The organism is Lacisediminimonas profundi, assembly GCF_008831265.1.
GTDB lineage: Bacteria > Pseudomonadota > Gammaproteobacteria > Burkholderiales > Burkholderiaceae_D > Lacisediminimonas > Lacisediminimonas profundi.
This window is the reverse complement of the sequence record NZ_VTTH01000001.1, coordinates 61955-73947: the sequence shown is the minus strand read 5'-3', so window position 1 is coordinate 73947 and position 11993 is coordinate 61955. Positions and strand designations below refer to the sequence as shown.

The window sequence follows — 11993 nt, the reverse complement described above, 5'->3', positions numbered from 1 at the left end:
TTATTTTGTGCGTCTATCTGGACTGCCTGGACTAGATGGCTGTCCAGCCGCCATCCACCATCAGGGTATGGCCAGTCACGTACGATGCCGCTGGCGATGCCAGGAAGATCGCCGCGCCCGCCACTTCCGAGACTTCGCCAAAGCGTCCCATGGCAGTGCGGGCCAGCAGCTTGGGTGCGATGTGCTGATGGCCGGTCATCGCTGCCGTCAGGTCGGTCCGGATGAAGCCATAACCGATGGCATTCACGCGGATCCCATGCTCGGCCCAGTCATAGGCCAGCGCCTTGGTCAGCTGCTCGACGCCGCCCTTGCTGGCGCAATACGGCACCTGGCGCTTGAGCGCGACATGGCCCGCGACCGAACTGATATTGATGATGGCGCCGCTTTTTTGCGGCAACATCAGCCCGCCCAGGTGCTTGCAGCAATAGAACACGCCATCGAGATTGGTGCGCAGCACCTGCTCCCATTCCTCGGTGGCAGTCTTTTCCATCGACGCATAGTGCGGATCGATGCCGGCATTGTTGACCAGGATGTCGATCCGGCCGTACTGGGCAAGCAGCCGGTCGCGCAAGGCCAGCACCGCCTCTTCGCTGGCGACGTCGGCAATCTCGGCGCCGGCGTCCTTGCCCAGTTCGGCGCGCGCCTGCGCAAGCAGGTCCCGGTTGCGGCCGGAGACGATCACCTGCGCCCCGCAATCGGCCAGTCCGCGCGCGATGGCAAGGCCGATGCCACGCCCGCCGCCGGTCACCAGCGCAATCTTGCCGGTGAGGTCGAAATACTGCTTCATGGCTTGCGGCCCTGTTGACGCGCCAGGCGGTTGGCGATTGCCCAGCGATGCACTTCCGACGGGCCGTCATAGATGCGGAATGCGCGCAGCTCGCGGAAGATGCGCTCGACCTGGGTTTCATCGGTCAGGCCGATTCCGCCCAGCACCTGCACGCAGCGGTCGCCGATCCGGTACAGCGCTTCGGACACGATCACCTTGGCCATGCTCGATTCATGGCGCGCATGCTGGCCCTGGTCCAGCCGCCACGCGACTTCCTGTATCGTCAACCGCGACACGTACATGTCGAGTTCGTTGTCGGCCAGTTGGAAACCGACCCCTTCATGCTCGATCAACGGCTTGCCGAAAGCCATGCGCTTGCAGGCGTGGGCCGTGGCAATGTCGTGCGCGCGATTGGCCGCTCCCAGCCAGCGCATGCAGTGGGTAAGCCGCGCCGGCGCCAGCCGCAACTGGGCATAGCGCAGGCCCTGGCCGATCTCGCCCAGCACCGCGTCGGCCGGCACGCGCAGGTTTTCCAGCATCACGTGCGCATGACCGCCGGTGAAACTGGAATCGAGCGAATGCATGGTGCGCTTGATGCGGATGCCGGCGGCCGGCAGCGGCGAAAAGAACATGGTCGCGCCCAGGTCCTGCTCGCCGTCGAATGCGCGCGCCATGATGATCATGAAGCCGGCGCCGTCGGCGCCGGTGATCAGCCATTTCTCGCCATTGATGACGAAATGATCGCCATCGCGATCGGCGCGCGTGGCCAGCTGGCCCGGATCGGAGCCGGCGCCCGGATGCGGCTCGGTCATCGCGAAACAGGACCGCACCTGGGCCGTCGCCAGCGGACGCAGGTAACGCTCCTTCTGCTCCTCGTTGGCCACCACTTCCAGCATGTGCATGTTGCCTTCATCGGGCGCAGCACAATGCAGCGCGATCGGTCCCAGCGCCGAATAGCCGGCGGCTTCGAACACGATCGCACGCTGCCGATGGGACAGGCCGAGGCCGCCGTAATGCCGGGCAACATGCGGCGCCAGCAGGCCGGCGGCACGCGCCAGCCCGTTCAGCTCGACCCGTAACGCATCGGTCGGCCCATGCTCGGTCAGGCGCGGGTCGCTTTCGTAAGGAATGATTTTTTCGATGACAAAGGCGCGCACCCGGTCGCGCAATTCGGCATCGGCCGCATCGATTGCAAAGTCCACCACGCTGTTCTCCTCAGGAATATCTCAATCAAAGTTGACCGAGGCGCTGGCCTCGGTGAAATCCAGCAGGCCGGCCGCCAGCGGGCCGAAGCTGCGGTAACGTTCATTCACCATCTCGCCGCGCCTGTAACGCGCATGCAGCTGCATGAAAACCACAGTCAGCTTGAACAGGCACAGCACGCGGTAAAAGCCGAAGCCGGACAGGTCGCGCCCGGTCTGGCGCGCGTACATCGCGGCCACTTCGGCGCGGGTCGGAAAGCCGGGCTCGGCCGTGGGCATCTGGTTCAGTTGCTGCATGACCGGTGGATCGCCGGCCTCGCTCCAGTAGCTGAGCAGGGTCGCCAGGTCCACCAGGGGATCGCCGCGGGTGCTCATGTCCCAGTCGATCACGGCGCACGGCGCCAGCGTGACCGGATCAAGGATCACGTTGTCCAGTTTGAAGTCGCTGTGCAGCAGGGTCGGTCCCTGCTGTTGCGCCGGCAAGCGTTGCCGCAGCCAGGCTGCGGTACGGGCGATGCCGGCCGGCGTGTCCGCGCCATAGGCGACGTTGGCGCGCTTTTCCCATCCTTCCACCATGCGCGCAAGCATGCCGTCCGGCTTGCCCAGCTTGTCCAGCCCGACCGCGCGCGCGTCCACCGCATGCAGTTGCGCCAGCGTCTGCACCAGCGTGTTGCCGATCGTGGCGCGCTCGGCCAGGCTGAGCGCGCGGTCCGCCGGCAACTGCCCGCCGATCACCAGCCCCGGCCGGTATTCCATGATCAGGAAAGGCGCGCCCAGCACCGCCTCGTCCATGCAGCAATGAATCGCGCGCGGCGCCAGCGGGAAACCGCGCCACAGCTTGCTGGTGATGCCAAATTCTCGCACCATGTCGTTGCCGCCGGGAACCCGGTCGCCCGGAGGCGGGCGGCGCAGCACCCAGTCGGCGCCATCGATCCGCACCAGGTAGTTCAGGTTGCCGAAACCGCCGGCGAACTGGCGCGGCGGCGACGACAGGTCAAGCGCCATGCCCTGCGCGGCCAGGTGCGCCGCCAGTGCATCCCAGTCCTGCGCGATCTGCTGCGCCGGTGGATGAAACAAGGCCTCGTTCACGTGCTAGTCCCGCGCCACGTCGAGCACCACATTGCCAGCCACCAGGCCGCCTTCGACGGCCTCGTGGGCCGCCACGATCTGGTCCAGTGGGTAGCGCGCGCCGATCGCGTGTTGCAAGCAGCCCTGCTCAAGCAAGCGAGTAACACCTTCCAGCGCGAGCTGCCGCTGCTGCGGCAACAGGTCATAGACCAGGAAGAAGCGCAGGCTGACCGATGCATAAAGGAATTGGCGGAACGGGATCGGAATGGCGTCCATCTGGTTCGAGCCGTAGCAGGCAATGGTCCCGTGCGAGCGCAGCGCCCCCTCGGCCACGATCGCGGCGGTGCTGGAAAAATCCATGTCGATCACGGCATCGGCGCCACGTCCGCCTGTCATTTCCCTGACCCGCTGCGCCACCGGTTCGGCCTTGTAGTCGATCAAGCGGGTAATGCCAGCGCCGCGCGCCAGTGCCGCCCGCGCTGCCGAGCCGGCGGTGCCGATCACCTCGGCGCCGGCCGCCATCGCCATCTGCGCGGCATATAGTCCGACTGCCGAACCGGCACCGGTCACCAGCACCGTCTGGCCGCGCACATCGCCCAGCAACTGCACTGCCTGCCATGCCGTCAGGGCCGGAATGCCCAGGCAGGCGCCGGCGGCAAAATCCGTGTTGTCCGGCAAGGCCACTGCCTGCGCTGCCGGCAGCACGATGAATTCCGCCGCGGTACCGAGCGGCCGCTGCCACTGGCCGTTCCAGATCCAGACCCGCTCCCCCAGGCGCGCAACCGGCACGCCGCTGCCGACTGCTTCGATGATGCCGGCGCCATCGCTGTGCGGCACGATCCGTTCCCAGGCCGGTGCCCGGGCCCGGCGCGACTTGACGTCGGAAGGGTTGACGCCCGAGGTCATCAGGCGCACCCGCAGCTCACCGGCGCCAGGCTCCGGGGTGGGCAGCTCTCCCACCTCCAGCACTTCGCTTGCGATGCCACTGCGGGAATACCATGCTGCTTTCATCTGTTGCTCCTAACTGTATGCAACGCCGCCATTGACGTCGATAACGGCCCCATGCACGTAGCTGGCGGCCGGACTGGCAAGAAAAGCGGCCACGCGCGCGACCTCGATCGGCTGCCCCAGGCGGCCGGCCGGGATGCGCCGCAGGTCGATGCTCTCGCCGGCAATCATGTCGGTATCCGTGGCGCCGGGCGCGACGCCGTTGATGGATACGCCGACGGGCGCACCGCGCCCCGCCAGCCAGCGCACCAGCGTATGCAGCGCCCCCTTGGACGTCGCATACTGCGCGCCGGACAGCAGCCCGCCGAAGCGGCCTGCCATCGAGCCGACCAATACGATGCGGCCGCCGCCGCGAGCGCTCATCTGGCGCAGCGCCAACTGCGCGAGCAGCATCGGGCCGCGCACGTTGATGTGATAAACGAAGTCGAAATTGCTGTCCCATTCGGGCGTGCCGGGCTCCATTGCACGCTCCTCGGACAGCACGCCGGCCGTGACGACCAGCGCGTCCAGCGCGCCAGCCTGCTGCAGGAAAGCCGCGATCGCCGCACTGTCGCTGACGTCCAGCGCAAAGGCGCTGGCACTGTGACCGTAGTCCCGTTGCAGGCGCTGCGCCAGCGCCTGCGGCGCTTCGCGGTCGGCCAGCACCAGCTCCGCGCCGAGTTCGGCGCAGATCGCCGCCGTCGGTTCACCAATGCCGCCGCAGCCAACCAGGGCCACCCGCTGGCCGCGCATGTTCATGCCATGCAATGCGCCCATGGTCGTCATGAAGGATCCTTCTGGCGCAGGCCGCCATAGCTGGCCCAAGGCGTAGCGACCAGGTAGCCGGCATCGACCGGAAGATTGACGCCAGTGATGCCGGAGGCGAGGTCGCTGGCCAGGAAAGCCACCGCCGCTGCCACTTCGCCAGCATTCACCAACCGTCCCATCGCACTGGCCGCGACCAGCGTGTCCTGGTCCAGCACTTGCCGGCCCATGCCTTTTTCCAGCGCCGGCGTCAGCGTGAAGCCGGGCGAAACGGCATTCACCCGCACCCCGCGTGGCCCCCATTCTGCCGCCAGGCATTGCGTCAGGCTGATCACCGCCGCCTTGGCCGGGCCATACGCATGCAAGGGCTGCGAGCGCATGCCGGCCACCGAGGCGATATTGACGATGGCGCCGCCGCCGGCGCGCGCCATTGCACTGCCGAACTGGGCGCAGCACAGATAGGTGCCGCGCAGGTCGATATTGGTGACCAGGTCCCATTCCTTCATCGTCAGCTGGTCCGGTGGAACCGGATTTTGCAACACGCCGGCGCAATTGATGAGGATCGCGGGTGCTCCCTGCGCGGCGCACATCGCCTCGCAGCCGGCGCGCACCGCTTGCTCGTCAGCGATATCGAGCGCCAGCGCCTGCTGGCCGAGCCGCGTGGCCAGTTCGTTGGCTGCCGCATGATTGCGGTCGGCGATCACGACCCGCCCGCCATGCGATGAAATCAATTCGGCGCAGGCAGCGCCGATCCCGCTTGCGCCGCCTGTGATCAGCGCCAGCTTGCCGCTGAAATCCATGGAAACCTCCTCCTGTTGTCTGCATCGTTCGCGATCTTTGCCGCGATTCTGGCTGTGCTTTTCGCTACTCTTCTCGCCACGACCCGGCCCGATTCAGCCTTTTGCTTTTGCCTTGGCCTTGGTCTTGACAGCCGGCGGCACACCCTCCAGCCCGTAGCGCACGAACTTCATGTAGGTTTCGGCCACGCCTTCCGGCAAGGGCCGGGTGCTGCCATCCTCGTTGATCGCATAGCGCATGGCCAGGTAGCTGCGCGCCGCCATCAGGATGAAGACGATCGTCTCCAGCTCGTCCGGGCGAAATTCAGGGAACTCGCCGTTCTCGAGAGATTCACGCAGGAAGCGCACGTATTGGCTGGACACAGCATCGAAATGGCGGGCGTGTCCTTCGGGCGCGAATACATCGGCCTCGTTCAGGATCCGGAAGAAATGCGGGGTCTCGTGCAGGAAGGCAAAGAAGCCGCGGAAGCTGCGGTCTTCCAGCTCGCCGAAGCTATGGCCGCCGAGCGCGCTCTTCTTGATGTAGGTCAGCATGCTGCGGCCAAGCGCCGGCAGCAGCGCATCCAGGATTTCCTGGCGCGAACTGAAATAGTTGTAGAACGTACCCTGGCCTACACCCGCCCGCTGGGTGATCAGCGCGATCGATGCATTCGCATAGCCAACCTCACCGACCACTTCGCCGGCTGCCTTCAGCAACGCCTCGCGGATCGCCTCGGACTTTTCCAGGCGCTTGGACGGTCGAGCGCGCTTGCTGCCTTGCTCGCGTTCGTCCTTGCCACCGCTCTTTGCGCTCATTCCTGCCTCTCTCAAATATGCAATGCGCGCCCGAAAGCGGCCAGCACCGATTCATGCACTGCTTCCGACAAGGTCGGATGGGGATAGATGGTTTCCATCAATTCCGCCTCGGTCGCTTCCAGCGTCGCCGCCAGTCCCATCCCGTGTATCAGTTCGGTGACGCCGGCGCCGACCATGTGGCTGCCGAGCAGTTCGCCGGTTTGCGCATCGAACACCGTCTTGATCATGCCGTCGACCGCACCCAGCGCAGTCGCGCGGCCGTTGCCCACGAACGGAAAGCGGCCGACCTTGAGCTGCCGCCCTGTCGCCCGCGCCTGCTCTTCGGTCAAGCCGACGCTGGCCACCTGTGGATGACAGTAAGTGCAGGCCGGGATCCGAAGCGGGTCGAGCGCATGCACGGGCAAGCCGGCGATGGCTTCCACGCACAACACGCCTTCGTGGCTGGCCTTGTGCGCCAGCCACGGCGGGCCGGCGACGTCGCCGATCGCATACACGCCCGGTTCGCCAGTGCGGCATGCCGAGTCAATCACGATATGCCCGCGTTCGGTGCGCACCCGCGTCTTCTCCAGCCCCAAGCCTTCCACGTTGCCGACCACGCCGGCCGAAACCAGCAGGTGGCTGGCCTCCAGCGTGCTGGTCGTGCCGCCGGCGGACAGGGTCAGCATCAGTCCGTCGCCGTGCCGCACGGCCGCATTGACCGTGGTGCCGGTGCGCACGCTGATGCCCTGCTTCTCGAACGCCTTCTGCACTGCCGCGGAAATTTCTGCATCTTCCTGCGGCAGCACGCGCGCCTGCTGCTCCACCACGGTGACCTTGCTGCCCAGCGTGGCGTAGAAGCTTGCAAACTCCATGCCTATCGCGCCGCCGCCCAGTACCACCAGTTGCTTCGGAAATACCGGCGGCTGCAAGGCCTGGCGATAGGACCAGATGCGCTCGCCATCGACCGCCAGGCCCGGCAGTTCGCGGGCCCGGGCGCCGGTGGCGATAATCACATGCGGCGCACGCAACTGTTGGCGCAGGCCGTCTTGCATGAGCACCTCGACCTGGCCGCTGCCGGCCAGCTTGCCCTCGCCTTCCAGCAATGTGACCTTGTTTTTCTTCAGCAAGTGACGCACGCCGGTGTTCATCTTTTGCGCCACTTCGCGCGAACGCGCGACCACCTGGCCAAAATCAAAACCGGCGCCCTGCATCTGCACTTGCAGGCCCAGCGTGCCGGCATGCTGGATTTCCCGATACACGTCGGCCGCATGCAGCAAGGCCTTGGTCGGAATGCAGCCCCAGTTGGAACAGATGCCGCCAGGATGCTCGCGCTCGACCACAGCGGCTTTCATGCCCAGTTGCGCGGCCCGGATCGCGGCCACATATCCGCCAGGGCCGCCGCCAATTACTATCAGGTCAAAAGAAGCAGGATTCATTAATTGTCGCAAGAATTACCGGGCCGGCGGCAGCGCCGCAAAACAGTCGAGCAGGTCGCCGATCGGGCCCGCATTCTCGACGAATCGTTCCAGCTTGTCGTACACGGCAGCCGGCACACCGCTCTCGGCGCCGACCCGGCGCACCAGCGCCGACACCGTGGCGCGGTCGTAAGCATAGTCGGCGACCGTCATGTGCTGGTCCTGGACCAGGCTGCGGCCATCTTCCAGCTGTGCTTCGATCACGCAACACAGGCGCGGCACCGATTCATCCGGCACCAGTTCGATGCGGCCGATCAGCGCATTGACCGCTGCATCGTCGTAGGTGGTCATGCTGGCGATGTCGGGTATGCCCTTCTGCAGCGTGTTGGCGATGCAGAAAGGGATGCTCATCAGCGTGCCCGACAGGCTGTTGAACGGCCCGGCCGAATCCATGCCCGCATAGCCGGTCTCGTAGGGATTCATGCGCACCCGCACATGGCGCAGCGGAGCGCCAGCCAGCTTCTCGCGCAACTGCAGCGCAGCCGTCACCGGCGTCTGGTTGAACGCGCACACCGGATAAGGTTTGAACGTGACGCGATGGGTCGACCACTCGCGGCCAAGACGCGCCGCCAGCGCATCGGCCTCGCATTCGACACGGGCATAGGCCTTGACGAAGCCGGTGCGTCCCTCGAACGCATGCGGCGCCGACACCGAGCCGGCCGCCGCCAGTTGCGCGGCATTGTAACCGGTCACACCCGCCATGCCGACCTGGTAGCGCCATTCATCGGTGCCATCGTCGAAGGATTGCAGGATGCCGCCGGTAAAGGAGGCGGCATTGGACAACGCGGCGGCGGTGCGTTCTTCATCCAGCCCCATCAGGCGCGCTGCTGCAGCAGCGGCGGCCAGCGGTCCATACAGCGCCGATGCGCGCAGGCCGGCCGGCGTGGTGCGCGGCGAGTAGGCGGACTCGAACAGGCCGCCGGCCTCATAGCCGGCCACCAGCGCCGGCACCAGGCGTTCGACCGGCAATGCATGACGCTCCAGCATCGCGGTGAGAAGCGGCACCATGATGGCGCCGAAATGGGCGGCCCCGCAGGTGTCTTCCTGCGCCCGGCCATGAAACAACGCGGCATTGGCCAGCGCGGCACCGGCCACCGAAGTCTTGCGGCCATCGCCCAGCATGGTCGCCCCGCCTTGCTGCTCGCCATCCATGGCAAGCGCCGCGCGGCGCGCCACCGGCGCATACGGCGTCGTATGACAGCCGAGCGCGATGCCATAGCTGTTGAGCAGGCAGGTGCGCGCCTTTTCCAGCACGTCCGGCGGCAGCGTTGCTGTTTGCAGGTTTGCGGTGAAATGCGCGATCGCGCGTGCCAGTTCCATGCTTGTCTCCTGTTGCGTTGGGGCCGCGGCCGAGCTCGGCCAAAATTCGGCCAAACCCGGTCAAGTTCGGCTACATTCAGCCGGGATCGGATGCGTCCTGTTTTTCGTCTGGTGTGTCGTCCCGTTGCGCGAGTTGTTCGCGCAGCACCCGCTTCAATACCTTGCCGCTCGGATTGCGCGGCAGCGCGTCGAGGATCACCAGCTCCTTGGGAACCTTGAATCCAGCCAGGTGGCTGCGGCAGTACGCAGTCAGGGTCGGCAGGTCCAGCGTCTGCCCCGGCGCCAGCTGCACCGCCGCCACCGGCCGCTCGCCCCAGCGCTGGTCGGGACAGCCCACCACCGCCACGTCTTCCACCTGCGGCATGGCGAAGATCACACGCTCCACTTCCGACGACGCAATGTTCTCGCCGCCGCTGATGATCATGTCCTTGATGCGATCAGTCAGGAACAGAAAGCCGTCGGCATCCACATGGCCGACGTCGCCGGTGCGGAACCAGTCGCCGAAAAAGCTTTTTGCCGTCTTCGCTTCATCGCGCCAGTAACCGCGCGTGACCTTGGGACCGCGCAGGCAAATTTCACCATCGACGCCGGCCGCCACCTCGTCGCCCTGCTCATCGCAGATGCGCAGCTCGACATGGGCGACCTTGCGGCCGACCGAACCCAGCTTGTCCAGTTCGCGGCCAGGCTCCATGAACGCGTCGCCGCCGCAAGTCTCGGTCAGGCCGTAGGCGTCGATATAGCGGCCGTTGGGGAACAATTCATGGAAGGCGCGCACCCGGTGCCCGGGCGTCTTCTCGCCGCCGGCGATGCACCAGCGGAAGCTCGACAGATCGTAGCGGCTGCGGCTCTCGCAGGCGAGGATGCGCCCGGTCATCACCGGTGCCATCCAGGCGCAAGTAAGCCGGTCGCGCTCGATCGCCGCCAGCACCAGCTCGGGATCGAAGTCGCGCAGGATCGTCATTGACCCGCCGACCAGGAACACCGCCACGCCGCCGCAATCATAGGCGCCGACATGGTAAAGCGGCCCGACTACCAGCAGCGCGTCGTTCGCGGTGATCGGCAGGTCGGCGATGTGGTCCCAGCATTTCCAGTAGAAATTGTCATAGGAATGCATCACCCCTTTCGGATGGTCGGTCGTGCCCGAGGTGTACATCAGGCGAAACAGGTCATCCTTGCCACAGGGCGCAGCCGGCGGCTTGCTTGCGTCGCCGGTAATTGCCCGGCTGCTCTTTTGCGCGCCGGCATCCACCGTCACCATGGGCTTGAGGCCATCGAGCGCGGCGGCAAATTCTTCATCGGCAAACAACAGCGCAGTGTCGGCATTGTCGAGGATGTAGCCGATCTCGTCGCGCGCCAGCCGGAAGTTCACCGGCAGGAACACGGCGCCGATATGGCTGACCGCGATCGACAACTCCATGAAGGCGGCGCTGTTTTTCATTACTGCCGCCACCACCTGCTGGCGCTGCACGCCGCGCGCTTGCAGATAACCGGCCATGCGCAGTACGCGCTCGGCCAGCTCGGCGTAGCTGACCCGCTGGTCTTCGTACACCAGCGCCAGCCGCTCGGGCGAGCGGGTGGCGTGGAACAGGATGTGTGAACTCAGGTTGACCATGCTTGCTTCTCCTGCAATCGGCCCGTGCTCAGTAAGAGCGCGGCATGCCGAGATCGTGCATCGCGATGTAGTTCAGCACCATCTCTTCCGCCACCGGCGCAAAGCGGAACAGGCGGGCGTCGCGCCACAGTCGTTCGACATGCATTTCCTTCGAATATCCCATGCCGCCCATCACCTGCATCGAGCGCTCGGTGGCGCTGGCAGCTGCCTGTGCCGCAATCAGCTTGGCGCGGTTGGCGTCGCTGCCGAAGGGCAGGCCGTTGTCGAAATTGCTGGCTGCGCGGTAGTTCATCAGTGCTGCGCACTCGATCTCCGCATGCGCCTGCGCCAGCGGGAACTGCACGCCCTGGTAGCTGCTGACCGGCACCTTGCCGAATACCTTGCGCTGGTTCGCATAGTCGACGCCAAGACGGATCGCCAGCCGGCCGGCGCCAACCAGCCCGGCAGTGGTGACGATGCGTTCGGTGTTGAGCACGTCCAGCAATTCGCGGAAACCGCCATCCAGCGTGCCGATCAGTTCATTGGGCTCGACGCGGACATTGTCGAAGAACACCTGGCTGGAGCTCATCGTGTTGGTGCCCAGCTTGTCGATCGGGGTATGCGCCAGGCCGGCCCGGTCGGTGTCGATCATGAACAGGCTGATGCCCTTGGTGCGGCCGCCGGCATCCTCCAGCTTGGTAGTACGCGCGACGACCAGCATTTTCTTCGATTCCGGCACCGCGGTGATCCATATCTTCTGGCCATTCACGCGCCAGCCATCGCCGTCGGCGCTGGCGAAGGTTTTCATCTCCAGCGTGTTGGAGCCGGCGTCGGGCTCGGTCAGCGCCATGCAGAAGCCCCACTCGCCGGACACCAGCTTGGGCAGCCAGTCGCGCTTTTGCTCCTCGGTGCCGTACTTGGAGATTGAAACGCCGCCGAAGATCGGGTTGCACATGAACATCTGGCCTAGCGTGGAACCGCCGCCGCTCTCGGACAGGGCCTCGATCACCAGCGCCATTTCCAGCATGCCCAGTCCGCTGCCGCCATGCTCTTCCGGCAGCGCCACGCCGCACAAGCCGGCATCGCAGATCGCCTGCCACAACTCGGCCGGAAAGCGCTTTTCGGCATCCAGCTTGCGCCAGTAATCCAGGCCGAACTCGCTGCCGACCCGGCGCGCGGTATCCAGCATCATCTGCTGCACATCATTCAGGGCAAAGTCCATTGCTATCTCCGTAATTCGTAATTCAG

Annotated in this window: 11 protein-coding genes; all 11 read right to left on the bottom strand. The window is 65.7% G+C overall.

All coding sequences use genetic code 11. From position 1 onward, the window contains the following. Nucleotides 1-31 precede the first annotated feature (31 nt). The 11 genes from FVE66_RS00330 to FVE66_RS00280 all read right to left on the bottom strand — a co-directional run bounded on the left by FVE66_RS00330 (nt 32) and on the right by FVE66_RS00280 (nt 11967). Entirely contained in the window at nt 32-787 is a 756-nt protein-coding gene (locus tag FVE66_RS00330; protein WP_151445409.1) for an SDR family NAD(P)-dependent oxidoreductase, read from the bottom strand. Continuing rightward, on the bottom strand, nt 784-1968 hold the full coding sequence (locus FVE66_RS00325) for an acyl-CoA dehydrogenase family protein (RefSeq protein ID WP_151445408.1): 1185 nt from the start codon (nt 1966-1968) through the stop codon (nt 784-786). Before FVE66_RS00325 ends, FVE66_RS00330 begins: the two co-directional genes overlap by 4 nt. A 24-nt stretch (nt 1969-1992) precedes the next feature. Continuing rightward, a complete protein-coding gene (locus FVE66_RS00320) occupies nt 1993-3057 on the bottom strand; it encodes a phosphotransferase family protein (RefSeq protein WP_151445407.1) in 1065 nt (354 codons plus the stop codon). Nucleotides 3058-3060: 3 nt separating this feature from the next. Further along, complete coding sequence (locus FVE66_RS00315; protein ID WP_151445406.1) at nt 3061-4047, bottom strand: NADPH:quinone reductase; 987 nt, start codon at nt 4045-4047, stop codon at nt 3061-3063. A gap of 9 nt (nt 4048-4056) precedes the next feature. Continuing rightward, nucleotides 4057-4809 carry an SDR family NAD(P)-dependent oxidoreductase gene (locus FVE66_RS00310; protein WP_151445405.1) on the bottom strand — a complete coding sequence of 251 codons (753 nt, stop codon included), beginning with the start codon at nt 4807-4809 and terminating at the stop codon, nt 4057-4059. Beyond that, complete coding sequence (locus FVE66_RS00305; protein ID WP_151445404.1) at nt 4806-5588, bottom strand: SDR family NAD(P)-dependent oxidoreductase; 783 nt, start codon at nt 5586-5588, stop codon at nt 4806-4808. Before FVE66_RS00305 ends, FVE66_RS00310 begins: the two co-directional genes overlap by 4 nt. A 93-nt stretch (nt 5589-5681) precedes the next feature. Continuing rightward, nucleotides 5682-6380 carry a TetR/AcrR family transcriptional regulator gene (locus tag FVE66_RS00300; RefSeq protein WP_151445403.1) on the bottom strand — a complete coding sequence of 233 codons (699 nt, stop codon included), beginning with the start codon at nt 6378-6380 and terminating at the stop codon, nt 5682-5684. A gap of 11 nt (nt 6381-6391) precedes the next feature. Further along, nucleotides 6392-7795 carry a dihydrolipoyl dehydrogenase gene (gene lpdA / locus FVE66_RS00295; RefSeq protein ID WP_151445402.1) on the bottom strand — a complete coding sequence of 468 codons (1404 nt, stop codon included), beginning with the start codon at nt 7793-7795 and terminating at the stop codon, nt 6392-6394. 15 nt (nt 7796-7810) lie between these two features. Continuing rightward, nucleotides 7811-9154, bottom strand: coding sequence for an MmgE/PrpD family protein (locus tag FVE66_RS00290; RefSeq protein ID WP_151445401.1), 1344 nt, complete (start codon nt 9152-9154; stop codon nt 7811-7813). Between the two features lie 76 nt (nt 9155-9230). Next, on the bottom strand, nt 9231-10766 hold the full coding sequence (locus tag FVE66_RS00285; protein WP_151445400.1) for an AMP-binding protein: 1536 nt from the start codon (nt 10764-10766) through the stop codon (nt 9231-9233). 28 nt (nt 10767-10794) lie between these two features. Next, a complete protein-coding gene (locus FVE66_RS00280) occupies nt 10795-11967 on the bottom strand; it encodes an acyl-CoA dehydrogenase family protein (protein ID WP_151445399.1) in 1173 nt (390 codons plus the stop codon). Between the last annotated feature and the right edge of the window lie 26 nt (nt 11968-11993).